Annotated in this window: 23 protein-coding genes, 1 other RNA gene and 1 pseudogene; 17 read left to right on the forward strand and 8 right to left on the reverse strand. The window is 36.8% G+C overall.

Annotated features, from left to right (window positions below):
• Positions 1 to 208: 208 nt before the first annotated feature.
• A complete protein-coding gene (locus F6K23_RS28185; RefSeq protein WP_293162007.1) occupies positions 209 to 376 on the reverse strand; it encodes a transposase in 168 nt (55 codons plus the stop codon).
• A gap of 157 nt (positions 377 to 533) precedes the next feature.
• Between F6K23_RS28185 and F6K23_RS28190 the strand changes: the two genes are divergently transcribed.
• On the forward strand, positions 534 to 800 hold the full coding sequence (locus F6K23_RS28190) for a hypothetical protein (RefSeq protein ID WP_293161935.1): 267 nt from the start codon (positions 534 to 536) through the stop codon (positions 798 to 800).
• Here the strand turns inward: F6K23_RS28190 and F6K23_RS28195 are convergent.
• The gene (locus tag F6K23_RS28195; protein WP_293161936.1) at positions 768 to 1,928 is read right to left on the reverse strand and encodes a transposase; all 1,161 of its coding nucleotides are present in this window, start codon (positions 1,926 to 1,928) and stop codon (positions 768 to 770) included. The two genes, F6K23_RS28190 and F6K23_RS28195, sit on opposite strands and share 33 nt — an antisense overlap.
• Positions 1,929 to 2,324: 396 nt before the next feature.
• Here F6K23_RS28195 and F6K23_RS28200 point away from each other — a divergent pair, with 396 nt between their 5' ends.
• Together F6K23_RS28200 and F6K23_RS28205 are read left to right on the forward strand one after the other, a co-directional pair.
• On the forward strand, positions 2,325 to 2,486 hold the full coding sequence (locus F6K23_RS28200; RefSeq protein WP_293161937.1) for a hypothetical protein: 162 nt from the start codon (positions 2,325 to 2,327) through the stop codon (positions 2,484 to 2,486).
• A complete protein-coding gene (locus tag F6K23_RS28205; RefSeq protein ID WP_293161939.1) occupies positions 2,458 to 2,712 on the forward strand; it encodes a transposase family protein in 255 nt (84 codons plus the stop codon). Before F6K23_RS28200 ends, F6K23_RS28205 begins: the two co-directional genes overlap by 29 nt.
• 77 nt (positions 2,713 to 2,789) lie before the next feature.
• On the opposite strand, the gene ssrA is transcribed toward F6K23_RS28205, so the two are convergent.
• Positions 2,790 to 3,184, reverse strand: a transfer-messenger RNA (tmRNA) gene (gene ssrA, locus F6K23_RS28210).
• Positions 3,185 to 3,675: 491 nt separating this feature from the next.
• A complete protein-coding gene (locus F6K23_RS28215; RefSeq protein ID WP_293161941.1) occupies positions 3,676 to 5,493 on the reverse strand; it encodes a serine/threonine-protein kinase in 1,818 nt (605 codons plus the stop codon).
• A 685-nt stretch (positions 5,494 to 6,178) separates the two neighbouring features.
• Between F6K23_RS28215 and F6K23_RS28220 the strand changes: the two genes are divergently transcribed.
• From F6K23_RS28220 to F6K23_RS28230, 3 genes are all read left to right on the forward strand, one after another.
• Positions 6,179 to 7,543 (forward strand): lipid-A-disaccharide synthase-related protein, encoded by a 1,365-nt coding sequence (locus F6K23_RS28220; RefSeq protein WP_293161943.1) that lies wholly within the window; start codon positions 6,179 to 6,181, stop codon positions 7,541 to 7,543.
• Positions 7,544 to 8,054: 511 nt separating this feature from the next.
• Positions 8,055 to 8,900 carry a VWA domain-containing protein gene (locus F6K23_RS28225; protein ID WP_293161945.1) on the forward strand — a complete coding sequence of 282 codons (846 nt, stop codon included), beginning with the start codon at positions 8,055 to 8,057 and terminating at the stop codon, positions 8,898 to 8,900.
• A gap of 1,686 nt (positions 8,901 to 10,586) precedes the next feature.
• The gene (locus tag F6K23_RS28230) at positions 10,587 to 10,781 is read left to right on the forward strand and encodes a hypothetical protein (protein WP_293161947.1); all 195 of its coding nucleotides are present in this window, start codon (positions 10,587 to 10,589) and stop codon (positions 10,779 to 10,781) included.
• A gap of 40 nt (positions 10,782 to 10,821) precedes the next feature.
• On the opposite strand, the pseudogene F6K23_RS28235 reads toward F6K23_RS28230, so the two are convergent.
• Both F6K23_RS28235 and F6K23_RS28240 read right to left on the reverse strand, forming a co-directional pair.
• Positions 10,822 to 11,763: pseudogene (locus F6K23_RS28235) on the reverse strand (sigma-70 family RNA polymerase sigma factor); the annotation flags it as partial.
• 200 nt (positions 11,764 to 11,963) lie between these two features.
• Complete coding sequence (locus tag F6K23_RS28240; RefSeq protein ID WP_293161949.1) at positions 11,964 to 12,299, reverse strand: hypothetical protein; 336 nt, start codon at positions 12,297 to 12,299, stop codon at positions 11,964 to 11,966.
• 1,520 nt (positions 12,300 to 13,819) lie between these two features.
• On the opposite strand from F6K23_RS28240, the gene F6K23_RS28245 reads away from it, so the two are divergent.
• The 9 genes from F6K23_RS28245 to F6K23_RS28280 all read left to right on the forward strand — a co-directional run bounded on the left by F6K23_RS28245 (position 13,820) and on the right by F6K23_RS28280 (position 19,707).
• A complete protein-coding gene (locus F6K23_RS28245; protein ID WP_293161951.1) occupies positions 13,820 to 14,419 on the forward strand; it encodes a DUF4126 domain-containing protein in 600 nt (199 codons plus the stop codon).
• Positions 14,420 to 15,033: 614 nt separating this feature from the next.
• Positions 15,034 to 15,570, forward strand: a complete 537-nt coding sequence (locus F6K23_RS28250; RefSeq protein WP_293161953.1) for a hypothetical protein — start codon at positions 15,034 to 15,036, stop codon at positions 15,568 to 15,570.
• 351 nt (positions 15,571 to 15,921) lie between these two features.
• Positions 15,922 to 17,376, forward strand: a complete 1,455-nt coding sequence (locus F6K23_RS28255; RefSeq protein WP_293161955.1) for an NAD(P)/FAD-dependent oxidoreductase — start codon at positions 15,922 to 15,924, stop codon at positions 17,374 to 17,376.
• A 301-nt stretch (positions 17,377 to 17,677) separates the two neighbouring features.
• Positions 17,678 to 17,881 (forward strand): hypothetical protein, encoded by a 204-nt coding sequence (locus tag F6K23_RS28260; RefSeq protein WP_293161957.1) that lies wholly within the window; start codon positions 17,678 to 17,680, stop codon positions 17,879 to 17,881.
• A gap of 322 nt (positions 17,882 to 18,203) precedes the next feature.
• Entirely contained in the window at positions 18,204 to 18,434 is a 231-nt protein-coding gene (locus F6K23_RS28265; protein WP_367267847.1) for a hypothetical protein, read from the forward strand.
• A 226-nt stretch (positions 18,435 to 18,660) separates the two neighbouring features.
• Positions 18,661 to 18,756 (forward strand): hypothetical protein, encoded by a 96-nt coding sequence (locus tag F6K23_RS42225; RefSeq protein ID WP_375340793.1) that lies wholly within the window; start codon positions 18,661 to 18,663, stop codon positions 18,754 to 18,756.
• On the forward strand, positions 18,757 to 18,909 hold the full coding sequence (locus F6K23_RS28270; RefSeq protein ID WP_293161959.1) for a hypothetical protein: 153 nt from the start codon (positions 18,757 to 18,759) through the stop codon (positions 18,907 to 18,909).
• Positions 18,910 to 19,054: 145 nt separating this feature from the next.
• Positions 19,055 to 19,309, forward strand: coding sequence for a type II toxin-antitoxin system Phd/YefM family antitoxin (locus tag F6K23_RS28275; RefSeq protein WP_293161961.1), 255 nt, complete (start codon positions 19,055 to 19,057; stop codon positions 19,307 to 19,309).
• Positions 19,310 to 19,338: 29 nt separating this feature from the next.
• On the forward strand, positions 19,339 to 19,707 hold the full coding sequence (locus F6K23_RS28280; protein WP_293161963.1) for a type II toxin-antitoxin system VapC family toxin: 369 nt from the start codon (positions 19,339 to 19,341) through the stop codon (positions 19,705 to 19,707).
• A 184-nt stretch (positions 19,708 to 19,891) separates the two neighbouring features.
• On the opposite strand, the gene F6K23_RS28285 is transcribed toward F6K23_RS28280, so the two are convergent.
• Positions 19,892 to 20,218, reverse strand: coding sequence for a hypothetical protein (locus F6K23_RS28285; protein ID WP_293161965.1), 327 nt, complete (start codon positions 20,216 to 20,218; stop codon positions 19,892 to 19,894).
• The gene (locus F6K23_RS28290) at positions 20,215 to 20,475 is read right to left on the reverse strand and encodes a hypothetical protein (protein WP_293161967.1); all 261 of its coding nucleotides are present in this window, start codon (positions 20,473 to 20,475) and stop codon (positions 20,215 to 20,217) included. Before F6K23_RS28290 ends, F6K23_RS28285 begins: the two co-directional genes overlap by 4 nt.
• Positions 20,476 to 20,883: 408 nt before the next feature.
• Here F6K23_RS28290 and F6K23_RS28295 point away from each other — a divergent pair, with 408 nt between their 5' ends.
• Together F6K23_RS28295 and F6K23_RS28300 are read left to right on the forward strand one after the other, a co-directional pair.
• Positions 20,884 to 22,266 (forward strand): NB-ARC domain-containing protein, encoded by a 1,383-nt coding sequence (locus F6K23_RS28295; RefSeq protein WP_293161969.1) that lies wholly within the window; start codon positions 20,884 to 20,886, stop codon positions 22,264 to 22,266.
• A gap of 981 nt (positions 22,267 to 23,247) precedes the next feature.
• Entirely contained in the window at positions 23,248 to 25,926 is a 2,679-nt protein-coding gene (locus tag F6K23_RS28300; RefSeq protein WP_293161971.1) for a GH92 family glycosyl hydrolase, read from the forward strand.
• Positions 25,927 to 26,274 lie beyond the last annotated feature (348 nt).

Here is a 26,274-nt window from a genome sequence, read left to right on the forward strand (position 1 = left end):
AGCTATTGAAGAAGGAAGAAGGAAGGAAGAAAAAATGGATGGGTACTCAAACCCCAACCAATTGTAAACACCGTGTAGACAGCGGGGTATTAAACTCAAAAAAAAAAGATAATAAAGTTTTTGCTACATATACCCTCATTTTTAAGTAGTCAGTAGTTTTTTTGAGGAGTTAGTTAGTCTAGATAGGATTGACGAACACGGAGGAAGTTCAAGAGTTTGGTAACCCCGTCAATCGAGAAGACCTGCCTTTTAAAGCTTTGACTATTTTGTGGATTGCCACATCACAGCCATGCTCTACCAATACATGAACATGGTCTGGAGCTATTTCTAATCCTTTGATTAACCAAGCTTTTTCTGTGGTCACTTCCCATAAAATTTTGCCTCACCTGGTTTTAACTTAACCCGCTAAAAGCTTTTTGCGTCCTTGAGGTATCCAGACTAAATGGACATGAGCTAAACCGACAGAATGGTTGTGATGAGGATATTCTTTTGAAGGATTTTTCATATTGATCAAACGAGGAAGTCAATAATAAATGACAGAAACAACAGCCAATTCTGATGAACCCTGGAAAGCAGTAATATCTGAATATTTGCTATCTTTCCTCAGCTTTTTCTACCAAGAAATTCACAACTCCATTAATTGGGAAAAACCACCAATTTCTCTAGACAAAGAACTAGAACAAATTACAGCTTCAGCTACAACAGAAAAACGTTATACTGATAAATTATTTCAAGCTTGGTTATTAAACGACCAAGAAATCTGGATATTAATTCATATAGAAATTCTGGGTCGAAATTGAATGACTGCAGTGCGGACATTTAAAATGCTTTGAACCTCCTAAGTTTTGGTGAACATGACCGCACTTTGTACAAGTTTTGGAAGTATATTCCTCAGTTACATCTATTACGGTTGCGCCTCGTTTTAAACCGTGAAACTTCAGAGTTTGTTTGAAACGATAATGTGCCCAATTGAGCATTTGGCGAACTGTTTTTGAGTTCAGTTTGCGTTTCTTCTTTCCTGATTTGGCAACCATTTGGGATGACTCAAAAGTGGGGATAAAGATGACACGGTACTCAGTCGTTAACCATTTTGCTACTTTTTTATGGACTTCATCTATGAGATTTCTTATCCTAATAAACAACCTATTAATTTTTTTGTTTAATCTCTGTCTTTTGTACTTATTTTGACGACTTTTTAACGCTGTTTTGTGAGAAATTAGTCGATCAATATGCTGTGCCAATCGAAATATTCTGGTAATGTCTCCCTTGCCTATATCAATAAACTTTTCTCCATCAAATCCCGTTAAAAAACTGCGAACACCAGGGTCTAAAGCTATGATGGATTGACTTTTAGATATTTCAGGTTTAAAATCTTTTGGAAATACAGCAAACCAGCGTTTTTTATCATAAACTAATTGGGTTTCTGCATCCCAAGACTGTTCTCTCACGCAAGTTTTATATATCCCACCTTTTTGTTTTTGTTGGTATTCTACATTAGTAGTAGGAATTACTTCTGATGCAAGGATATTTAATCCTTTTGTTGCGGATGGCAACCAAGTACCTTTTTTAAAGTCTTCGACTCTAAATTTAATTGATTGTATTCGGTCTCTAATCGAACGAAATTTTCCGCAACTAGGCTGTTTTGTCCCACTTTTACGGCTAGTTTTAAACGCAGCATTAGCATCATAAATTGCGTTGACTTTAAGATGGTATGGTGATTCTTTTATCCAATCTGGTAAACTTTCATTGTTCAATACAACTTTACGCAAATCGTACTTAGAAATCAAGCCGTGTTTACGCATTTTAGCTATGGCTTGATTAAAGCAATATCTACTTGCTGCTAGCCACTTTTTCCAAATTTGATGGAGATGTTTTTCTGGGTAAACTCTGATACGCAGAGATTTGAGATGAATACTTTCAAAGTCCATACAATCTAGCTCAGAAACAGTGGAGGATTGAAAAGATGTCTTCAATCATTTCCGGTTAGGGAGATTCTTCAACTCTGCTGTGAACCAGGATTTGGCCAGAGTGTAGGGTACATAACCATTGGAGCAAATCGAAGCCAAATCAAAGGAACCTATCTTTAGTATGTGACCACAATAGATTGGACATTTCCTGACATGACCCGTTCCAATATGGTAAGCATTTTTTTTCGTTATTTATTGAGTCTGACTCCGGTTTCTTTGATAAGCTCTCTTTCAGGGTATTGGGATTGAAGATATTCACATTGACGCTACAAATCTTTTCCCCTGGCATGACATAGTTTTTTACTATTTCCTTTTTTTGATTTTTTCATCTTCTACCATTACAGTATTTGCAGGAAATTGCCAGGGTTTCTAAAATCTAGTCAATGCACCCATCACGAGAGGGTAAGGTGCATGGGCATTCGGCAACTAGATGAAGAAAAATTGGTAGAATTTGTGCCAGATGAAGTGACAATTCATGTGGATTCAGGCAATGGCGGGATTACAGAAAGAATTTGTTAACATCAAAATACCCACGAAAAAGCCGAGAAAGAAAGAATTAACAGACAAACAGAAACAATCAAACAGAGAAAAAAGTAGAGTTCGTGTCAAGTGTGAACACACGATATCAGGTGTTAAAAGATACAATGCAACAACAGCAATCTACAGAAATCGGATCAAAGGTTTAGACGATCACCTAATGTTAACTGCTGTAGGACTCTGGAATTTCTACTTGATTGTAGCATAGATTGATGGGTGCAACCCACGATTTGACAATTTTATTTTGCCACTTTTCAGGTTTTATTTAGCGACAAGTCTATTGTTTAATGGAGCATATGGGAGTTGAACCCATGTCCAAAATGGCTATTTACTCTTCGCTCATTCACAGGTTTAGCTCTTGTTAACCCTCAGAGCCGGGACCATCCATTATCCCGGATGGCGGGATTCTCTAGTAAAGTCTTAACCAGTAGCTGACCAGAGGCAGTTTACCAGTGCATCCGTTGGGGTTAGGTCTGCAATCCTTAACGGAGTCAAATTACAGACGCTCGAACCTATAAGAGGTATTTTCGCAATTAAGCTACAGCTACTTGCTTACGAGCAAAAGGTACAATGTTGTTTGCACTTATTATTTTTTGAGCCCGGGATTTGCGAGAGAAGACTCACTCTCGACCTGAATCACAAAGTAGATTTCACCACCCTGTCGAAACCGTTAATGCCCCGTGTTATTCTTTTATCTTACACATTTATTTTAATTTTGACAACTGTTGAATTTAGGAGTCAGGAGTCAGGAGTTAGGAGTCAGGAGTCATAAGTCATATAGAATCCATTTGGGATGTATTTAAAAATATGGGGAGAGTGTCGGAAGTGTGGAGAGATGGAAGCAAATTTCAACCTTTTTCCCCTATTCTCTAACTGAATTTCCTGACTCGGTCTTCAGTCCTCCGGCATTCAAAAGTATATACCTGTGCAAAGATAGCACTCAGGGATTCTATAGAATCCGGTTATACCTTATATATCATGTTCGGTAGAACGGCATTGCTGAGGGGCGGGATGAATATAAGTGGGGTGGGTATCCTGCCTGAGCGAAAATATCAGGAATGGACATCTTGCCCATTCCACAAAACTATTAAAATCATCTCTAAATATATGTTTATAATTCTATAATTACTTTAATCTCCCCTACTCCCTATTCTTTCTGTTCTGGAGATTTCTAATGTAAATCATTTTCCCAAACACCAATGTATATACGCTCATTACTACTACGCTCAATTAGACCTTCGAGATTACCTGTTTTAAACTCGTAGCGATTAATTTTACGGTTTCGCACATCCTGTAGTCCTTGCTTAATTTCTGGAGTAATTCTCCAATTCAACATACTAATGAAAGCAGTTCTTACCATTAGGTCATCTATACCATCTGCTACAGACAACTCAGTTTGTCTTAAGCGACGGGAATCTCGATCATATATATAGCCTAAAGTAATCTGATTAGGAAGTAAATCATAAATCACAGCCCTAGTATTAGGCCAATAGCCACGCTCTTTAACTGTTGTAGGTTTTCCCAATAATTCTATTACTTTACTTTCTAATGTGCCTGGGGGTAAGCCACGAATAATCGGCAACCGATCCCTAATAGTAGAATTATCAATAGGATCGGAAGGAATATTATCTGGCAATATTAAATCTATAGGTATGTCAGGAACTGAATCTTGGGGAGGTTGAGCTGGAGTTGGAGTTGGAGTTGGAGTTGGAGTTAAAGTTGGAGTTGGCTCAACCGTAGGTGGTATAGGTGTAGGTTTTTCTACTGGAGGTGAAGGAGTAGGGGTTGGTCTGACTATAGCAGGAACAGGAGATGGTGATGGTGATGGTGATGGGGTAGGAGTAAAATTGGGCAATTGCTCCATATCATTAGGTTGTGGAGATGGTGTAGGAGGTGCAGTTGGTTTTGATATAGGAGTTTGAGCAATATCTGATGGCCTAACCGTGGGAGACGGTGCAGGAGTTTGAACAATAGGCGGAGTATCAGAGGGCTGAGAATTGAACATTATTGCTGCTAATGTTCCTACTGTTAGGGCTGCGATCGCTCCGAGTATACCCCACATCAATATTCCTTTAGGTCTTTGTGTAGGAGGAATATTTGTAGTAGCAATTTTTCCATTTCCCACATTATGAGCTGGATGCTGTTGAGGTACAACCTGGATAGTTGAATGTAAATCAGTTGTGGTAGAATTTGATAACTGTTTTAGCCATTCCTCCACAGTTGCAGGTCGGTGTTGAATATTCATTGCCATACCTTTTAGCACTGCTTGATTAACAGTAGGACTAAGTTGAGACTGTAATTCTCTAGGAGTAGGGATTTCTTGTTGCGCTCTCCTCATTGCTGCTATTGGCAGTCGTGCTGTTAATAAAGTATAGAGAGTTGCAGCTAAACCATATACATCTGTTGCTGCGGTACGTTTTCCTTGAACAAAATACTGTTCTGGAGGGGCATAACCATCAGAAACCAAATTAGTATGAACCTGAGTTTGACCAGCAATAAATTCCCGCGCAATACCAAAGTCAATTAAGATGACATCCTTAGTACCCTGACGTAGCATAATATTTTGGGGTTTAACATCTCGGTGGAGTAAGTTATTTTGATGCACCACCATCAAAGCATTCCCTACCTGACGAATATAATGCACGGCGATCGCCTCTGGTAGAGGTTGTCCATCAGATACAACTTCTGCCAAAGTTGTACCCGGAATATAGTCCATCACCATGTAAGGTTGACCATCTTCCACAAAAAAATCACTGACTCTGACAATATTAGGGTGGACACACAAAGCGAGTCTTCTGGCCTCATCCTGAAACTTCCTTTGAAATTCCTGAAAGTTGGGATGTTGACGTAGAGACTCATTGAGAGTCTTAATAACTACGGGTTGTCCTAAATAATTATGAGTAGCTTTGATAGTAATACCAAAACCCCCCCTTCCTAATTCTTGTTCTAATGTATATTTGCCCCCTTGTAAGTTTCTTAATATATTCATTTTTATTCCCCAATTTTTCTTTATATTAGTGAATTACGGCAGTTTTCATTTTAAGTAGGGACATTCCATGGAACATCCTGAGAAGGGTTGTGGTACGCAAGTATGTCGTTTATCTATCAAGACTTGCGCACCTGCAACGTATTCTCGTCCGAAGCGACCGATAGGGAAGCAATCTCAAATCCTAGTTTTTCGTACCTCATGCGTAAGTCCTGTCTATCTGAAAACGACTATAAGCTAGTTAATATTCAGGAGTTTAGGTTTAGACAGAAGTCAGAATTTTCTCCTGACTTCTGAGAGGATTACTCCTTCTACTGAATGCTAGTAGATATGCTAAATATTATCCTAACTTCTACTACTTCTCAGGGTGCTTCAATTACGAACTATTAGTTTGAATTTTGGGCGTTAGTGATTTGAGGTATGATATCATGTCTGGATAAGAGCGGGATAGAACTCCGTTCCGCGCTCCGCATTTTCGATGCGGAATGCTGCGCTTGACCTGTCGCGTAGCGTTAACTTGCGTTATGTGCCAGCTCAAAAAAACTTTCTTCTTCTATTCCTCATTTCTTCTTCTTTCTTCCCTCCTGACTCCTGACTCGGTCCTCCCCCTCCTGGGAGAGGGGTGGGTTGACTCCTAAGTAATTAAAATTAATATCATACAGTAATTCAGCAACGCCGAATTTTAATTATGACTTTGAAGATACTTTGCCTTAGTAATGGTCACGGGGAAGACGCGATCGCAGTTCAAATTTTACAAGAATTACAAAAATATCCTCTTCCTCCTAGTCTTGCTGCCTTGCCTATAGTTGGAGAAGGATACGCTTATACCAAAATACCTCGTCTCTCAATTATTGGTCCCCGACAAAGAATGCCTTCTGGTGGATTTATCTATATGGATGGGCAACAGTTATGGCAAGATGTCAAAGGTGGTTTATTAAAAATGACCTTTACTCAACTCAAAGCATTAAAATATTGGGTAAGTTCCGAAACTAAATTAGGTCATCAAGTAGTTATCTTTGCAGTTGGTGATATTGTACCTTTATTATTTGCTTGGTTGAGTGGAGCACCTTATGCTTTTTTAGGAACTGCTAAATCAGAATATTTGATACGAGATGAAACTGGGAAACTTCCGTCCAAGTCTTTGGTAGAAAGTTTTCAGCATTGGTCAGGTTCGGTTTACTTTCCTTGGGAATGTTGGTTAATGAGTAGGAGTAAGTGTAGAGCGGTACTTGCTAGAGACAATCTAACAGCACAAATACTCAGAAAAAAGTCAATTCGAGCTTATTATGTGGGAAACCCGATGATGGATGGTGTAGAGTTGGAAAATTCTCTGCTGTCAATGTATCGCTCTGATGCAGAAATACTAGGAATGCAGCATCAAGTTACGATTACTTTATTACCTGGATCTCGTTCTCCAGAAGCTTATGCGAATTGGGAAATTATTATTCAAGCAGTTGCAGGGTTAGTAGAAACTTTTCCACAGCAAAAATTTTTGTTTCTGGGGGCGATCGCTCCTAACTTAAGCTTAGAACCTTTTATTACACTCCTCAATTCTGATCATTGGCAGACTGAACGAGAGATTAGAACTAATACTCAAAACAGTATTTTACAACTGCCAGTTGATCGTCCTGTACCAACCTTTTTTTCTGGAGAGGGAAGTATTCAGTTTCCTGTGAAATTAACTTCTCAGAATAAAAATGCTAGTCTGATTTTAGACCGACAAGCTTTTCCAGAATTTGTGCATCGGGGAAATTTAGCTATTGCTATGGCAGGTACTGCTACGGAACAGTTTGTTGGTCTGGGGAAACCAGCGATCGCTATTCCTGGCAATGGCCCTCAATTTACATCTACTTTTGCGGAAGCTCAAAGTCGTCTTTTAGGAATTTCTGTGACTTTGGTCAAGCACCCCAGAGAAGTTGCAGATGCGGTTAAGTCTCTGTTAAATGATTCACAGAGACTACAATTAATTGCTAAAAATGGGATTCAGAGAATGGGTAAACCGGGTGCAGCTCAGAGAATTGCTGATTTTTTAATGGGGTTGAAATGGATGTAGTTCAACAATTAATAATTAATCATTAATAATTAGGGTTTGCTGATTAAATTTCAAAACATTGACTGATATTGGTTTGCTGCCTTTTTTTGGTTGAAAAAAGTATCAGGTTTTCACTCCATAACCCTGAAAAAATTAGCATCATAGGCAGAATAATTGCAGAAAAATTAAGGGAAAAATATATCCAACTACTTCCTAATTAAATTCTGTTCTCCGTTCCTCCTAACTATTCTCTACTACCCTACTCCCTATTCCCTATTTACCGTCACTTTCTGGATAAATAATTTCTGCTGGTAGTGAAGGATGTCATTTCAGTTATCAGTTAGCTTCCTAACGGAGGAGCTTTCCTACGGAATGCTACGCAAACGCTAACAGTTATCAGTACCTCTGCAATAAGGAGGCAAGAAAATACGGAATTCTCTTTTTTTTATCCCCTTAAAAGGGCAGGCTTTAAACCACGATTTTTTGGTAATTGTTAATTATTAATTATTAATTATTAATTATTAATTGTTGAATGATACCTTTTATAGTGGCAAAGTTTGGTAAAATATTAGAAAAATGTAGATATATCTGCAAAAATATAAGTTATCAAAAACCTGCTGAATTAATCTTACCAAAGGATAAAAATATGCCAATTCCACAAATTTACAATCGCGATGTTTTTATTTTAATAGACCGTAGTGGTTCCATGACAATATCTGATGCTACTACAGGAAACAAAAATCGTTGGCAATATCTTCAAGAAACTGTACAAGGTCATGTATTTGAAATTCTGTCAGAGCAAGATGATGATTATGGAATAATTTGTGATGAGGTAACTTTATATTTTTTCAATCGAAATCAACAACCGACTAAAACTATTTACCTTAGAGATGCTGCCCAAGTACAAGCTGCTTTTAAAGAAAATAGACCTGGTGGCTCTACTTATATTGCTCCTACTTTAAATGAGGCAGTATCTCAGTGGTTTTCTAATAGAACTGATGATAAAGGTGCTTTTATAATTATCTATACTGATGGTCAAATTGATGATAGTAAAGAATTTATTAATGTTATTGGAAAAACTTGTTCTAATATCAATAGCCAAGATGAGATTAAAATTTTAATGATTGGTGTAGGTAGTGATATTGAGACAGAGGGAGCAATAGATTTTTATTTAGGAATTGATTTGAATGCTAATAAATTTCAATCTAGACGAGGAGAAGATTGTAATATCTTTATTTTTGATTTAATAGATGAGGTAATGGATGAGGGTATTATTGCTGCTCTTGAACGTCAACTTGAGGGAGACCCAAGAAAAGGATTAGGTGGTTGGATAAAAGAAAGATATCCAAGTTTATATGGTAAATATTTTGCTTCTTAATATTAAGAAGGAATCAGGAAGAAGGAATCAGGAAGAAGGAAGATATTTCTGAATTTAATTCCTCACTATTGATAGTGGGAAGATGTTTTATAACCACAATCTAAGTTAGAGTACTTTTCTTCTTTACTGAAAATTTTGGTTTAAACCCTGCCCTTTTAAGGGGATAAAAAGCGGTCGTTTTGCGCTTCGCAAAGCTCCGCTAACGGCTGTCGCTGACATGTTTGCGTAGCATGATCTAGGAAAAAGCGGAGCTTCCCGTAGGGTGGGATGGCGAGGTCTCGGAGCCATATCCAATCAACCAAGAGAAAGAAAATTATGCATCTTCTCGCTTCCCTATTGGAGGAAGTACTGATAATGTAGTTCCTCTTTCATTAATGGATAATGGATAATGGATAATAGATAATTACCAAAAAATGAGGGTATGTGCCTCCCCTTTTAAGGGGATGAAAAAAATATTTAGTTCAGTATTTCAAGCCTCCGACTTCAGTCGGAGGTTCACTGATAACTGATAACTGATAACTGATAACTGATAACTGATAACTGATAACTGATAACCTCTCCCTTTTAGGGACAGGATTGACGCTCAAGGAAAAAATAAATTTTTTTCCCCTTGAAAGGGGAGGCTTTAAGGCATGAATTATTTAATTATTTAATTATTAATTAGGGCTTGCTGATTAAATATAAAAGCATTGATAGATAAGGGTTTTAGCTGTTTTAGCTTGAAAAAAGTGCGTCTGTTTTCGGTAAAGATTGCTCAAAAAACTAGCATTTTGTGCAAGAGTTGGGCAGAACAATTTTGGGACAAAACGCCCGCTCCTACCTCCTCTACATTCCCATTTCTCCTGTCTCCTGTCTCCTGTCTCCTGTCTCCTACAAAGAGCAAAAAGACTTTTTCAGCACACCCTAATTATTCGGTAAAGAGGCTAATTGTTAACGTTTACGCAGGATTCCCATAGGAAAGTTCCTCCGGCAGTAGGTTAACTGAATTGACTTTCTCCTAAATACTGACTACTCATTACTTATTTATTCTGATATTTATAAATTTGTGCAATATTTGTAAAAAATTTTAAATTTTTAGATAAAATTATGAAATTTTTACCCCTATTATCTCATACTATAGCAATCATATTTCAGTTGTAAAATTTTAGTTTTAATTAGGAGTCAGGAGTTAGGAGTCAGGAGTCAGAATATAAAAGGATTTTGAACGATATTAATTGTTATTAAATATCTCATAAATCATTCCTGATTGCTATATAATGCTGTGAATATTTTCTACAAAACTATGAAGAGGATTGCTATAAATTCCTCAGTTAATTTGATATTAATTTATACATTTCTTACCTTTTAGATAAAATTTATATTGTGTTTTAAATCACATAGCATATATACTATAAGTCACATTAAATCAAGAATATAAATCACAGTTATTTCAGTAAAAATACGGAAAAATAGAATTGTCAATTTTATTCTAATCCGAAATTTCATGTATTAAGACTGAAGCAGAATGTAGTAGTTAATTAATTATGTCAAAGTGTGCTGAAATACTTATTTGTAATTCTATGGTACTAAAGCCGATCGCTCCATAATCAATTTTCTAAATTAAGTAATTACCCTGACCGGATTTATCAGCATATCTATTGAAAGATTTGTTAATGTTTATAAAGAATAAATATTGGCTCAAAATTCATGCAAGCTAATTATATCAATCAACCAATGAACAAAGAAAAGTTAGAGCAGTTGAATGCATTAACTAAAATAATGATTGTCAGTTTTCTGTGGCATGGTTCTGGTTTAATGAAATCTAGTCAACCTACTAAAACGGAGCAGAACACTACAAAGCCATCTCAGACAGATGAAATCAACCATCCTGAGCCAAAATAATGATGATGTGGGTGTTGCTGAACTAACACCACATTATTTCCTAAAGAAGATATTCTCTCAAAATACGATTACGTTTTGGGTCTTCCAACTTTTTCAATGCCTTAGCTTCTATTTGTCTAATTCTTTCTCTCGTTAAATTAAAAGTATCACCGATTTCTTTCAGGGTTTTTTCTTGACCATCATCCAATCCAAATCGCATTTGTAAGACATTTCTTTCCCGTTCAGTTAAAGTGTTGAGAACAGTTTCTACATCTTCTTGTAGGCAATTTTCAAAGACATATTTTGCTGGTGTTTCTCCATCAAATTCGATCGCTTCCTTATAGATGGTATTTTCTCCTTTACCTATAGGAATCTCTAAAGATAACGTTTCTTGAGCGCATTCTACAATAAATCGTAATTTCTCTGTTGTCATTTCCATGCGTGTAGCGACTTCTTCAGCAGTAAGGAGAGAACATTCTATTGATATCTGTTTAATTGTTTTTTTAATTTGGGAAATGGTTTCATAGAGATAAACTGGTAAGCGAATGATGCGAGAATAGTCACAAATAGCTCTAGTAATAGCTTGTCTAATCCACCAAATACCATAAGTAGAAAATTTATAGCCTTTTGTATGGTCAAATTTTTCTGTGGCACGAATTAATCCTAAACTACCTTCTTGGATTAAATCTTGGAAGTCTAACCCACGGTTTTCATATCGTTTGGCAATTGATGTCACCAGTCGCAGGTTAGCTGTTACCATTTGATTTTTTGCCTGTCTACCTTGCTGGAGGCGATCGCGCAATTCTGGTATACTCATTTTTACAGCTTTCGCCCATTCTGCTTCATTAGGCGATCGCTCCAGTTTTTTCTCTAATTTTTCACGAATTTGTTCTAAAGCTGATAGTTCATCTATTTGATGGGCTAAATTAATTTCTTCCTCAGGACGCAAGCGAGGTATTTTATTAATTTCTTTGTGATAAAGTTGAATGGAATCTTCAGTAAATGTTGCGGTTGGCGGTTCTAAATCTTGGTCGTAGCTACGTTCAACAGGTTCTTTATTGGTAAATTCTTCTGTAGATTCCCAATCATTTCGGGTTATTTTTTCTAGCCAGTAAGTATCATAATAAGTAGGATGTTTACAGTCAATTAACCACCATTTAATTGTGATACTTATATTTTCTATTGTCTGAAGAGCAACTATTACTAACTGATGATAGTTTTTTGTACAAATGAGTAATTTTTTTTTTTGCTTTTAGGGAGATTTTGGGAAATAGTTATTATTTTTTCTTGAAGTTTACGGTTTGTTTGAAATTCTGCTTGTAACAACTCCAACAAAAATATTTCTAAATTATCTTCTTCATCGCTATGAATTTTGTAAACATTATCAATATATCCACTGCAAGAAGTTGGTAATTCTAGCTGTTCAATCTCTAAATTTTCCAGTTGTAAATTATAGCTAAGTTTGTTAAACAAGGCTACTATTTTTTTCGGGCTATTAATTTTTTTTAGATCGTCTATTTCTAATGAATGCCCTATCATTATCATCTGTCTCCACAATTAATTTATGTTAATATGTTGAGTTTTTAATATATTGCGATTAAAAGCGTTATTCTTTCTGTTTTTTTAAAGCTTGGTAAATTTATAAGAAACATTTTTTTGTGTTTTATGAATATATAGTTGTAGTTTTTGAGAATGATTGTTTATCTTTCTCTAGTTATTCCAAGATTCAATTCAAGTAAAACTTTACCCTGGTCTAAGATAATTAGCGATCGCGCTTAATTATAGCTATCACTATCATCAAAGAGCTTGGCTAATTTATACTTCTTTATATCATATATCTTCTTTTATGTCAATCTTTATTTTCAAATTCTTGATATTATGATGTTTGTAGGCGATCAATCAAGATTATATGTCTATATCATATTTAAAATACTATGTCAAATTTTTATCATCTTGACTGATATTTCAACAATGAATAATGAATAATGAATAATGAATAATTACCTCTCCTTGAGAATAAATTGAAGAGGATTGACAAATTCATGAAAATTTTTCTTCACAGGAGTCGATGGCCGGACAGCTCCGAGACCTCGCCATCCCACCCTTCGGGAAGCTGCGAAGATCGACCGCTTATTATCCCCTATCCAAGGGGAGGCGCATACCCACAATTTTTCGGTAAAGGAAACAGTTAGGATGATTATTTATACAGCATGAGATGAAAATTATGGGATAATACCAGTCTGATAAATATTTGCTACAAATAGCTAGGCTATTTCTTAGGAGTCAACCCACCCCTAACCCCTCCCAGGAGGTCAGGGCTAATTCTTTGCCTGGGGAGAATATTTACAACTCTATATTTTTGGTTAACTAATCCTAGCAAGATGTAGGAAATTTCAAAGGATACAATTTTTCTCAGGGTGACAATAAATTGACCCTACTCCCCCACTCCCCCACTCCCCCACTCCCCTACTCCCCTACTCCTCCACTGCCTTTTTCTCAGGGTGACAATAAATTGACCCTGCTCCCAGGAGGGGGAGTCAGGAGTCAGGTAGGGGAGTTTTCGGGTTGGCAACGTACAGAATGAATGGCTTTGATATCATTTTTTAGGTCGGAACTTATCTTTTTAGTCAAAAGGGCATCTCCAAAAAAGTCTTTTAATTACTCAAATTATTGGTAACATTCTTGTTGGAAAATGGTATAATAGGCAACATGGAAGAGAAAATAAAGATTAAAGATTAATGTATAGCAGTCGCCATTACTATATTTGAGATATCAAAAGCTTAAAACTCAGACAAAGCAAGATTTTTCTTTCTCTCCTAGATAACTAAAGTCTTCTTCCTTCTGCTATAAAACTGTATCTTACCATCTTGAACAGTGTGGTATTTATATTGAGTTTAAAACTATTTTTAAACATTAACATTAAAAGATAATTTGTCAATCTTGATAATATATATTTATACATCTGCAATCAGCAGAAAAAATGTTGAAGTAATGAATAATTATTAAATAATCACCAGCAAAATTAACAGTTTTTATGAGGAAAAATTAGGAAGAAAATTATGGAAACTTTATTAGGTATTTGTCTAGGTGTAGGGTTAAGTGCAGCTTGTGGTTTTCGCATATTTGTACCTCCTTTAGTTATGAGTATTGCAGCACAGTCAGGAAATTTACAACTGTCTTCTGATTTTGCCTGGATGGGCACCCCACAAGCAACAATAGCTTTCGGAGTTGGTGCATTTTTAGAAGTTGCAGCTTACTATATTCCTTGGGTAGATGAACTACTAGATATTGTTGCTACTCCCACAGCAGTTATCGCAGGTACAATCATCACAAGTTCATTCGTAACTGAGATGAGTCCAATGCTACAGTGGACGATCGCTGCCGTCGTGGGAGGGGGTGCTGCTGGAACAGTGCAAGGTTTAACAGATGTGACCAGATTAGCATCTACAACTCTCACCGGAGGATTTGCAAATCCTGGAGTTTCCACAATGGAGTTATTAAGTTCTTCGGTGTTGTCAATTTTGGCGATTTCTGCACCAGTGTTCGCAGTTTTCCTTGTTTTTGTAGTGATTGGGTTATTATTATCGGGGGTCAAAACTTTGCATCGAAGGTTGAGGCAAAAAAATAGTACAGAACTACCACCGACAGAAATGGAGTAAGATGAATATTGTCTGGCCTATGGGTAAGTGAACATTTTGAACAGGTAAGTGATCGGAAAAGTGAATAGAAAAGTGAGCTAAGTGAACATTTTGAACAGGTAAGTGATCGGAAAAGTGAACAGAAAAGTGAGCGATCGGATTGGGATTACTGTGCAATTATAAATAGGTAGAACATGATATTAATTTAGTATCAATATTAAAGATTCAATAATCAGTAAAAATTCTGATTTTTTATTGCTTTATTAGGGTGGTTAGAAATATTCTGATTTCAGAAATGATTGTTCAATCTTTTAGTCCATCCTCGAGGTAAGCAAAACGCCTGAACAAATTCATTTAGACAAGGAACAAGGTAAAAAATGAAAAGTTTGCTAAATACTATAGGTTAGAGTCTGATTATTGGGGTGTAAGCAAACTCAAACCCTCTAAAAAACTCAGAAAGAGACAGAAAAAGCATCCTAAAATCCATCAAAAAAACCTTACAATTATCTCTTCATTAACCAGAGGTAAGAGCAAGCCTGAAAAGTCAAAATAACAACAAAACTCACTCAAGATTTAAAGATATTATGAGAAATTTTCGCAGTTTTAAATTTTTAAATGCAATTCTGGCAATCACAATGATAAGTTTGGGAAATATACCTTCTGCAATAGCATCTTTAATTGGTGATACAGTAACAGTATGTGCTAATTTTACAGATGATGGTTGTCCTAATACAAATATCTTCAGTTCTGCTTTAGAAGAGACTGGGACAGTAGGTGATGGCACAGAATTCGATAATCTCACCTTTGCTATCGATATCCAAGACTCTATGTTTGTTTTATCATTAACTAATGGTTCAATTGACCAATTTTTATTTAATCCAACGACATGGATTATTTCCGATCTTGATTGGGTTGATAAACCAGGAAAGATTATAGGAGTAGAAAAAACGACAGGGATACCTGATGGAACAATTACAGCATTTACTGATAATTCAGTCACTATCAATCTCCCAGAAGTTATTATTGAAGGAAATATCAAACAAAACTATAAATTTAACTTGCAAACAAAACATATACCCGAACCAACCTCAGCCCTAAGCCTTCTTGGTCTCGGAACTCTAGGTGCAGCCTCAACCCTTAAACCCAAACTAAAGTCCTCTAAAAGGAAGTAGAAAAAGTCTCATAAAAACCACAAAATAAACAAACAATACCCCTTCATTAATTGGAGGGGTTTATTATTGATAAACTCTTCAATAATTAACTGTAATAACTATCAATTGCCTCGCTCCGTATCGATTTTCTACTTCTAATTGCTCTAATTTAGCAGCATAAAATATCAACTTTTCCCCTTCTATCCAATATCGGCCATAAATAATTATTTGAAACGAGAAAATTTAGATTATTAATATCATCAACTTTGTCTAAACTCCAAAAAAAATATATTTTATCTCCTGCCTGTAGAGAATTTAGTTTTTCTAAAATTTCCTCTGTATACTATTTATACTCATTATCAACATCAATCCATGAAACCAGAAAACTCCAGTCCAAAAATTGACTATGATGTAGCGATCGTCGGTGCGGGACCAGTGGGATTAGCAACTGCCCTTGGTCTACGTCAACGTGGAGTCGAAAATATTATTGTCCTCGACCAAACTCGAGCTTTCCGTAAAGTTGGTCAGAGAGTCGATCTTTTACCAAATGGCTTAAAAGCAGTTAAATATATTGATAGGCAAGCTTACGAAAATATTAAAGAAACTGGTCAAACATTCAACAACCCACCAGAACCTAACCCGGAAAGTGAATCCAAAAAGAATCAGCCTTCGCCAGAATGGACAACCCGAAATGTCAACGGGGAAAAAATCCGTTCATTTGTCCTGAAATATGATGAATGGTTTGATAAGTACGGGGAAGGTCGAGTATCAATTTCTTGGTACAATTTACAGACTCAATTGAGAATGCGATTACCAAGCGATCGCCTCAAAATTAATCACCGTTGTGTTAATGTAGTTGCCGAGCCAGAATTGAAATGTGTTCGAGCTGATTTTATTTCTAATCAGGGGGTAGAAGCTAACCCTTATTCTCACTGGGAAAATAAACAGCAAGACGATCAAACTAGCACTCTAAGTTCCTCCCCATTACCACAATCGGAAATTATCTCAATCCGCGCTAAACTATTGATTGCAGCAGATGGGATTAACTCTACAGTGCGTCAGGTAATCTACAAAGACAGTCCATATAGTGCATATACAAAACCAGAATATTCAGGTATTGCTGCTATTGGTAGTGGGGGAGTGATTGAGATTCCAGAAGCACTGTCACAGGAAATCAAGGAGCAGTTTCTTCAGAATTCGCGAATAGTAACGATCATGAATGACCAAATATCCAAAGATTCTATAATAAACGAAACCACCGAAATGATCTTATTTTCCCGTCAACCAGGTCAATTTGGATATATAATCCACACAGCTTTACCTTTAGAGTTATTAGCAGGAAAGTCAGGAAAAGAATTAATTAATATTGCCCTAGAAGAGTTGAAAAAAGCCAATTTTCCAGAAATAATTCAGCAGTTGGTAGCTTTATCCTCCCCAGAGCAGATTCTGTCACGTCCATATTATCTTCACCGTGCCACTGTTTCTGGGTCAGAGCAGCCAAAGTGGAATATAGGGAGGGTTGTACTGGCGGGGGATGCTGCCCATGGAATGCCACCATTTATGGGTCAAGGTGCTAACCAAGGACTGGAAGATGCTGCAGTGATGGCAACATTGGTGGCTGAAATTGGTAAGCAAAATAAGTGGGATGATATAGCTGCTATAGAAGCTGCGTTTAGTAAGTATGAACGTTTGCGTCGTCCACTGATGGAATTGGTTCAACAAGCAACACTAACCAGACTACCCCTTACTTCAGAAGAGTATGGGCAGGAGTACGCTCAACAAATTTACGTTCGTAATATTGACGAAATTATGCAAACATTGTTGTAAAGGTGGTGGTAAGTTAGGTAATCCTGTATAGTAATGTTCAAGTTATATCATGTCCTGGTTAAATACTTATAGAACCCCTGATCGTATCTTCATAAATATTAAATTTTTCTAGCTAGGAGACAGCTATACTGGAGACAGCTATACTGGAGGGAAGAGGGAAGATGTGGGGAGAAATAATACAAAAAATTCAACACTCCTTTTCAGATTTTTCCTCACTCATTGATGCGCCAAAAGACTTGGCTACCATAATTATTAGGAGACAGCTATACTGGAGACAGCTATACTGGAGGGAAGAGGGAAGATGTGGGGAGAAATAATACAAAAAATTCAACACTCCTTTTCAGATTTTTCCTCACTCATTGATGCGCCAAAAGACTTGGCTACCATAATTATTAGGAGACAGCTATACTGGAGACAGGAGGGAAGAGGGAAGAGGGAAGAGGGAAGAGGGAAGAGGGAAGAGGGAAGAGGGAAGAGGGAAGAGGGAAGATGTGGGGAGAAATAATACAAAAAATTCAACACTCCTTTTCAGATTTTTCCTCACTCATTGATGAGCGAAAAGACTTGGCTACCATAATTATATAGATATCAAATGGGTTCTATAAATAGATATCTCCGAATGGGATATTCCTTAAAGATAGCTTCAGTCGAACATTTTTATTATACTTAATCATCCGGACATGATATTACATTTCATTAACGCATTCTACAAAAGCTATCTAAGTTTTGATGATATTAATTTAACTGTCGATTAAAAATTCAGATAGTTGTTATAATAGCAAATTGATTTATTACCGGGACTTTAACAAATATCATCAGAGGCGATTATGTCTGTAGAATTACAAAAACGAAAGTTTACTGTTAAAGAATATTATCAAATGGCTGAAGTAGGTATTCTTAAAGCAGATGACCGAGTAGAATTAATAGCAGGAGAAATTGTTGAAATGGCACCCATTGGTATTCTTCATGCTGGCGATGTGAGACGTTTAATATCAAATCCGGTTGAATACTTATTATATAGTTGGCACAGATGGGGAGATGGGGAGATAGGGAGATAGGGAGGTAGTCCGATTTAATATTGAAGTGTGGTATAGAATTATAAACATATACTGTATAACCGGATTCTATATAAATGGAATTTTTAACAAACTATTAGCGGGAAAAGCAATAATTAATACTCAGAATCCCATAGACTTAAATGATGAAAGTGAACCAGAACCAGATTTAATTTTGCTATGATGGCGTAATGATTATTATGCTGAAAAGCATCCACAACCAGAAGATATTTTATTATTAGTTGAAGTAACAGACTCAAGTATTAGATATGACCGAGAAGTCAAAGTATATTTGTATGCTGAAAATGGAATTTGTGAAGTGTAGTTGATAAATATTAATCAACAATTAGTAGAAAATTATCGGCAACCTGTGGAAAATAGTTATCAGTATAAACAGCAATTTGATCGAGGACAGAATTTAACTATTCAAGCTTTTGAAGATATTAATTTAAGTGTTGATGAAATTTTAGGAGGTTGAAATATTGGGATTTATAGAGGGTTTACAACAGTTAGAAAAATTGATGATAACGGTTAAACGAAGAGGCGATCGCCTACATTGCCTATGAAAGTAACGGATATGTTAAACTAGAATTGTATTTTTTTGATAGACAGATAAAATCTATATGGCAGAAATTACTACCGATGAATTACCCGAAAGTTTACAGACTCTATTTATAGAAGTCGAACGTACAAAAACACCACTAACTGTTATCCATGAAGGAAAACCATTAGCGATCGTTTATCCTGCTACCACTGAAACTAAATATACTGCTACCACCGAAACTAAACGCCCTCCCGGTGGCGTAATGAAAGGAACGGGTGAAATATTAGGGGATATAGTCGCTCCTGTTGACGAACCTTGGAAAGTGTTGGAATAAAATTGCAATGAAAATTCTACTTGATACCCATGTTTGGATTTGGTTTTTACTGGACGATACACGTTGATCGCTCCAATCTTCACAGAGCGATCGCCGATCCTAATAATGAACTTTGGTTGAGTCCAATAAGTGTTTGGGAAGCACTCGTTCTTGCAGAAAAAGGACAGATATCTGTGCAACCAGATCCTGTTACATGGGTTAACTTAGCTTTACAGACTATAGAAACTCGTGAAGCTCAAATGAATCATGCTATTGCTATTTTAAGTCGTCAGGTTGTACTACCTCATAAAGATCCAGCAGATAGATTTATTGTTGCTACAGCTATTTACTATGGGTTAACATTAGCCACAGTTGATACCAATATTATAGGTAGTTCGGCACTACAAACACTGAGTTAAAAATGGTATAATAACTAACTTCTTTCTTGTAGAGGAGCGATCGCTCTTGTAGGTTGGGTTGAGGAACGTTAGCGGAGCTTATCCGTAGGATAAACCCAACATAATTTTTATAGATTATAGATAGTATAGGTATAAGTTGGGTTGCGCTGCCGCTTAACCCAACCTACAATTTTATAGGTCTTGACTACAAATTTTTTTCAATGTCGATTTTATTTCTATTATTAACCATTAATTTTATCAAAAGGCTAACAATAAAAACAATTAATTCATATCCACCAACAATGATTAGTAAGGCTATAAAACTGCTAGTAAGTGAGTAACGTAAGCTGAAATTTTCTGTTGAACTTAATAGTTCATTTTTATATTCATCGAAGTTTGAAATATATTCTTTTTTATCTAGCAGTATTCCTTGATTGTATCTATCCAAGCTGTATTCTCTAAAGTAAAACGTCACAACAATGACTAACGCTAAAAATACTATTATCCTAGAAACAAATTCGATATTTTTCATCTTGATATTTGAGATCCTACAAAAACACAACCAAGGAATCCACCATAGGCAGAAAAAATATTTCTTACCTTGGTAGAATTATCATTTTCTGATCGAAGTTCAATAATCGTATATATAATTCCAATTATTATACCTATACCTATCAAGAAATCAATGCTTTGTTGTGCAGCAGCACCCATACGAGAAATATAGCCACAAATAAAACCAATTAAATCTAGTAACCCTATAAACAAATACTCAATAATTTTTTTCGTCATTAAATTACTACCTCAAATAAAAAAAGGACTTACATTAAGTAGGCAATATATGGTGCTAAACTTTGACAGTCTATCTAAATTTATACTTACAGCACTTTCCGATGTAATGAGGTACACCTTATTTTAAGGCAGAAGTCAGAAGTAAAAAACTAAGAAGATTGGACTGTACCTCATAGCAAAGGAAACCGCTGTATTTATATACACTTGATCAGCTTAACAATAGACAATGTTAGAAACTATTTCCATAATCGCCTGTATAATATAGTAATGGTATGCCAACTGAAATACTTTCAATTTTGTTCGTATTTTGTTTTCATTCAATCTACTTTTGTACAAAAATGTTAAAAATGTACTACACTGTTCAAAAATGTAAACAATAATACAAATTAAACCTTATCCCTTAACCCCATGAGTCTAGAAGAAACCTTAAAACTGGCCGATAAAATAGTCTTTGAGAAAACAGGCCAGCACTTAGACGATTTACAAAAAGCGGTATTGCAAGGAACTCTAAAACGTAAAAAATACAGGCAAATAGCTGAAGATTTTAACTATTCTGAAAGTTGCATTAGAGGCGTGGGTGCAGAATTATGGCAGATATTTTCAGAGGAGTTAGGAGAAATAGTGACTAAATCAAATTTTCGTTCGGCAATGGAGAGGTTTCATAACTCTAATATTTTAAACCTTGCACAAGATGTTGTAGTGAGTGACAGTTTCAACATCTGTGGAGAAACAAGACACCCCTCAGATACACCAAACTCACACCAACCTAACCAAAAAACATCTCACCCTAGACAACCTGCAACCCCACATCAAGATTTAAGTGAAATGCCAGAGTTAGGCAATTTCTACAACCGCACCACCGAACTCAAAACCCTGGCAACCTTGATTTTACAACAACATTGTCGCCTCATCGCACTCACGGGTATCATTGGTATCGGCAAAACCACATTAGCAGTAAAACTCATTCAACAAATAAAAGATCATTTTGACTATGTAATTTGGCGCAGTCTCGAAACATCCCCCACTTTTGCAGAATTTCAAGCTGACTTACTTCAATTTTTCTCCGAGTCTCAACCACAAAACTCACTGGAAAACACACAAAAACCTTTACCCCTAATTAAATATTTGCAAAAGTATCGTTGTTTAGTAGTCTTGGATGAAATTCATCACCTTTTTAGCAGTGGGGAGTTAGCTGGAAAGTACAAACCAGGATACGAAGAATATGAATGCTTTTTCAAACAGATAGAAAAATTATCCCATGAAAGTTGCTTCCTATTAATAGGTTGGGAACAACCCATTAAACTTCCTCAACTCAAAAGCAAAAAAACACCAATTCCTATTTTGCAACTGACTGGTTTAGATATTGCCAGCGCCAGAGAAATACTCAGAGATTATGGTTTGGCAGAAATTGATAACTGGGAAAAACTAATTCACCACTATCAAGGCAACCCTCTATGGTTAAAAAGTGTGGCAACTCAGATTCAAGAATTGGGAGAAAATTTGATTGAGTTATTGCCCGATGATGCCATCTTATTACCAGAAGATTTAAAAGATACTTTACAACAGCAGAGCGATCGCCTATCGGAAACCGAAAAACAAATATTGGAGCTTTTAGCAATGAAAAGTCAACCTATTAGTCTGGTGCAACTGTTAGAAACTACAGAAATATCACCATCAGATTTACTCAATACATTACAATCTTTGTGTAGGCGTTCCATAATTGAAAAACAAGACAATCTTTACAGTGTGCCACCTGTAGTCAGGGAATATAGCAGTAGTTTTTTTGGTTAGGACAGAGTTTGAGGTGGAATTTTCAGTGTTTGTGCTTCTGTTGCGGATGTCGCAATAGGAGTTTTTGCTCAGTTCTATTGGGAATTTTCAGTGCCTGTGGTTTTATTGCGGATGTCGCAATAAGAATTTTTGCTTAGTTCCATGGGGAATTTTTAGTGTCTGTGGTTTTGTTGCGGATGTCGTAATAGGAATTTTCAGTGCCTATGGTTTTATTGCGGATGTCGCAATAGGAGTTTTTGCTCAGTTCCAGTGGAAATTTTCAGTGCCTATGGTTTTATTGCGGATGTCGCAATAGGAATTTTTGCTCAGTTTCATGGGTAATTTTCAGTGCCTATGGTTTTATTGCGGATGTCGCAATAGGAATTTTTGCTCAGTTCTATTGGGAATTTTCAGTGCCTATGGTTTTATTGCGGATGTCGCAATAGGAGTTTTTGCTCAGTTCCATGGGGAATTTTCAGTGCCTATGGTTTTATTGCGGATGTCGCAATAGGAGTTTTTGCTCAGTTCCATGGGGAATTTTCAGTGCCTATGGTTTTATTGCGGATGTCGCAATAGGAGTTTTTGCTCAGTTCCATGGGGAATTTTCAGTGCCTATGGTTTTATTGCGGATGTCGCAATAGGAGTTTTTGCTCAGTTTCATCGACTCAACTATGTAGGGCTTGCTGATTAAATATAAAAGCATTGACATATAAAGACTTTAGCCTTTTTTTTGCCTTTAAAAATTACCTGGTATCACGTCTAAAACGCTCAAAAAGTTAGTATTTTAGGCGCATAGTTGGGCAGAAAAATCTAGGAACAATTCTTACTCCTACTTCCTCGCTCATTCCCCTAACTACTGTCTCCTGTCTCCTGTCTCCTGTCTCCTGTCTCCTACCCCAGCAAAAAGACTTTCCATACGCAAACCCTATGTAGCAATACTATTAAGATAAGAAACGGTATAACTTTATTTTTCTTCTTTCTTGCTACTTTCTTCCCCAACTTATGACCAATACAAACAAAGGAACTTCAAACAACCTCAAATATGTCAATCCCCTAATTGGCACAGGAGGTCATGGCCACACTCACCCAGGGGCAAGCGTTCCCAATGGCTTTGTAGTACTTGGCCCCGATACCAGAGTTGAAGGATGGGATGCCAGTTCCGGATATTATGATAGCGATCGCAGTATTCTCGGTTTTTCTCACACTCACCTAAGCGGTACGGGTATTGCAGACTATGGGGATATTCTAATTTTGCCAAAAATTGGTACTATGACACTCGAACCGGGAACTCTGGAAAACCCAGACTCAGGTTATCGGGAACGCTTCGACAAAAACTCGGAAACAGCTTCTCCTGCTTACTACAAAGTCACATTAAACTCAGGAATACAAGTCGAACTCACAGCTAAACAACGGAGTGGTTTTCACTACTACACTTTTCCCGAAAATGCTAAAGTTAACCTGCTCATAGACTTAGTTCATCGCCGAGATGAAAACACTCTTTCTGCTAGTCTCAAAGTATTAGACCCATACACCATTGTTGGCAGTCGCATCAGTCAAAGTTGGTCGCCAGAACAAAGAATTTATTTTTATATCAAAATAGATAAACCACTGCAAAAAATATATATCTCCACCGATGGTAAAAATCTCAATCAACTCAACAGTGCCAATAACAAATATATTCAATCATATTTGGAATTAGGACAAATTTCTAATCTCAAAGTACGAATTGGTATTTCCGCAGTAGATATTAATGGAGCGCAAAGAAACCTCGCCAAAGAAATTCCCACCTGGCAATTTTACGAAACAGTTGACTCCAGCAAAGAACTCTGGCGCGAGAAACTGGCAAAAATTGATATTGAAACTGAAAACGAAACAGATAAAATCATTTTCTACACTGCACTCTACCATACCTATAAAGCTCCACATATATATATGGATATAGACAAACGGTTTCGGGGAGCAGATGGAGGCATTCATACCGCCGGAGGTTTGACCAACTACACTCTATTTTCATTATGGGATACATTTCGCGCTCTCCATCCATTGATGACTTTGCTGGAACCCTCAGAAACTAATGAATATATCAAATCTATGTTGATACATTACGACCAAGTGGGTTCCCTACCAAAGTGGAAACTAGGAGAAAAAGATGTCAAAACAATGGTTGGTCGTCATGCTATTAGTGTTATTGTCGATGCTTTTACCAAAGGTTTGCGGAATTATGACAATTGGTGGGCATTGGGAGCAATGATCGACACCATGAATAGACAAGAACCAGAATTAAATGTTTATCGGAATTATGGCTTTGTACCTTCAGATGTTGATGTTAACTGGTCAGTGTCACGGACTTTAGAATTTGCCTATAATGACTGGGCGATCGCTCAGGTTGCCAGAATTTTCGGAAATATTAGTCTGGCAGAAAGTTATGAAAAACGTTCTCAAGCATACCGTCAAGTATTCGACCCCAGTCAAAAATTAATGCGTCCCAAACGTAGGGATGGTAGTTGGGATAATTTCGATCCGTTTGCAGCAGCATGGGAGTCTCCTTTTATTGAGGGTAACTCCTGGCAATATACCTGGTTTGTACCTCACAATATTCCCGACTTAATTCAACTTATGGGTGGGAAGTCAGAATTTTTAGCACAACTGGAAAAATTATTTTCCCTAGATAGTAGTAAAGGAAATGAGCTGCCTGATATTACAGGATTAATTGGGCAATATGCTCATGGCAATGAACCCAGTCATCATATCCCCTACCTTTTCAATTTTGTTGACCGCAACGATCTGACTCGTGCTTATGTCAAACAAATACTCACTACAATGTACAAAGCTACACCAGATGGCATCATAGGCAATGAAGACTGCGGACAAATGTCAGCTTGGTATATTCTCAGTGCTTTGGGTTTGTATCAGGTAACTCCAGGTACGCCAATGTTTGATTTGGGATATCTACATTTTTCTCAAGCGACTATACATTTGGATAATGGCAAAGATTTTGTTATTCAAAAAGGCGATCGTTCCGAACCATATTTACTCAATAGTCAACCAGTGTCAGGGTGGCAAATTTCATATCCAGATATTATCAATGGTGGTGTACTTAGTATTTCTTCACCAACACCAATAAATTCACCAACACCAACAAATGTAATGCAATGGTATAACACTCCTCCTGTCTGGAGCGAGCAAGATGGAGTAATTAAAGTTACCACTGGTGCAAAGACAGATTTTTGGCGAGTGACTCACTATGGTTTTATTCGCGATAACGGTCATTTTTATTATCAGAATATTGCAGGTGACTTTACCGCCGAAGTAAAAATTACTGGTCAATATCAAGCACTATACGACCAAGCAGGTTTGATGGTACGTTTGGATGAAAAGACTTGGATAAAATGTGGCATTGAATTTGTCAATGACGTGCAACAGGCAAGTGCTGTAGTGACTAGAGAATATTCTGACTGGTCAGTGGTGCCGTTGCCAGAAAACCCGGAAAGTATTTGGTTGCGGTTAAAGCGGAGTGGGGAAACAGTGGAAGTAGAATATTCTCTGGATGGAGATAGTTATAGTTTGTTGAGACTAGCTTATTTGACTACGGCAAATGAGTTGCAAGTGGGTTTAATGTGTGCTTCTCCTGATGGGGATGGTTTTTCTGTTGTGTTTGAAGAATTTAGACTGTTTGATTAGAGGCAGGACTTATGCAGAGAATCTACATATAGTGAGGACGAATACCATTTGCCCCTACCTATGGCGTTTTCCAGGTGAATTTGCGTAAGTCCTGAGATAAATCAAACATCAATAATCAGAAACTGAGCGATCGCTTTCTCAGTAGAACAATAACTATTGGACAATAGTATCGACAATAATCAGAAACTGAGCGTTTGCTTTCTCAGTAGAACAATAACTATTGGACAATAGTATCGACAATAATCAGAAACTGAGCGTTTGCTTTCTCAGTAGAACAATAACTATTGGACAATAGTATCGACAATAATTAGAAACAGAGCGATCGCTTTCTCAGCAGAACAATAACTA

Origin of the sequence: Okeania sp. SIO2C9 (assembly GCF_010672455.1) — a bacterium.
GTDB lineage: Bacteria > Cyanobacteriota > Cyanobacteriia > Cyanobacteriales > Microcoleaceae > Okeania.

Coding starts and splice junctions, on each gene's coding strand:
- F6K23_RS28190 (WP_293161935.1), top strand. CDS start 534: ATGACAGAAACAACAGCCAATTCTGATGAACCCTGGAAAGCAGTAATA.
- F6K23_RS28195 (WP_293161936.1), bottom strand. CDS start 1,928: ATGGACTTTGAAAGTATTCATCTCAAATCTCTGCGTATCAGAGTTTAC.
- F6K23_RS28205 (WP_293161939.1), top strand. CDS start 2,458: ATGGCGGGATTACAGAAAGAATTTGTTAACATCAAAATACCCACGAAA.
- F6K23_RS28215 (WP_293161941.1), bottom strand. CDS start 5,493: ATGAATATATTAAGAAACTTACAAGGGGGCAAATATACATTAGAACAA.
- F6K23_RS28220 (WP_293161943.1), top strand. CDS start 6,179: ATGACTTTGAAGATACTTTGCCTTAGTAATGGTCACGGGGAAGACGCG.
- F6K23_RS28225 (WP_293161945.1), top strand. CDS start 8,055: ATGATACCTTTTATAGTGGCAAAGTTTGGTAAAATATTAGAAAAATGT.
- F6K23_RS28230 (WP_293161947.1), top strand. CDS start 10,587: ATGCAAGCTAATTATATCAATCAACCAATGAACAAAGAAAAGTTAGAG.
- F6K23_RS28240 (WP_293161949.1), bottom strand. CDS start 12,299: ATGATAGGGCATTCATTAGAAATAGACGATCTAAAAAAAATTAATAGC.
- F6K23_RS28245 (WP_293161951.1), top strand. CDS start 13,820: ATGGAAACTTTATTAGGTATTTGTCTAGGTGTAGGGTTAAGTGCAGCT.
- F6K23_RS28250 (WP_293161953.1), top strand. CDS start 15,034: ATGATAAGTTTGGGAAATATACCTTCTGCAATAGCATCTTTAATTGGT.
- F6K23_RS28255 (WP_293161955.1), top strand. CDS start 15,922: ATGAAACCAGAAAACTCCAGTCCAAAAATTGACTATGATGTAGCGATC.
- F6K23_RS28260 (WP_293161957.1), top strand. CDS start 17,678: ATGTGGGGAGAAATAATACAAAAAATTCAACACTCCTTTTCAGATTTT.
- F6K23_RS28265 (WP_367267847.1), top strand. CDS start 18,204: ATGTCTGTAGAATTACAAAAACGAAAGTTTACTGTTAAAGAATATTAT.
- F6K23_RS28275 (WP_293161961.1), top strand. CDS start 19,055: ATGGCAGAAATTACTACCGATGAATTACCCGAAAGTTTACAGACTCTA.
- F6K23_RS28280 (WP_293161963.1), top strand. CDS start 19,339: ATGTTTGGATTTGGTTTTTACTGGACGATACACGTTGATCGCTCCAAT.
- F6K23_RS28285 (WP_293161965.1), bottom strand. CDS start 20,218: ATGAAAAATATCGAATTTGTTTCTAGGATAATAGTATTTTTAGCGTTA.
- F6K23_RS28290 (WP_293161967.1), bottom strand. CDS start 20,475: ATGACGAAAAAAATTATTGAGTATTTGTTTATAGGGTTACTAGATTTA.
- F6K23_RS28295 (WP_293161969.1), top strand. CDS start 20,884: ATGAGTCTAGAAGAAACCTTAAAACTGGCCGATAAAATAGTCTTTGAG.
- F6K23_RS28300 (WP_293161971.1), top strand. CDS start 23,248: ATGACCAATACAAACAAAGGAACTTCAAACAACCTCAAATATGTCAAT.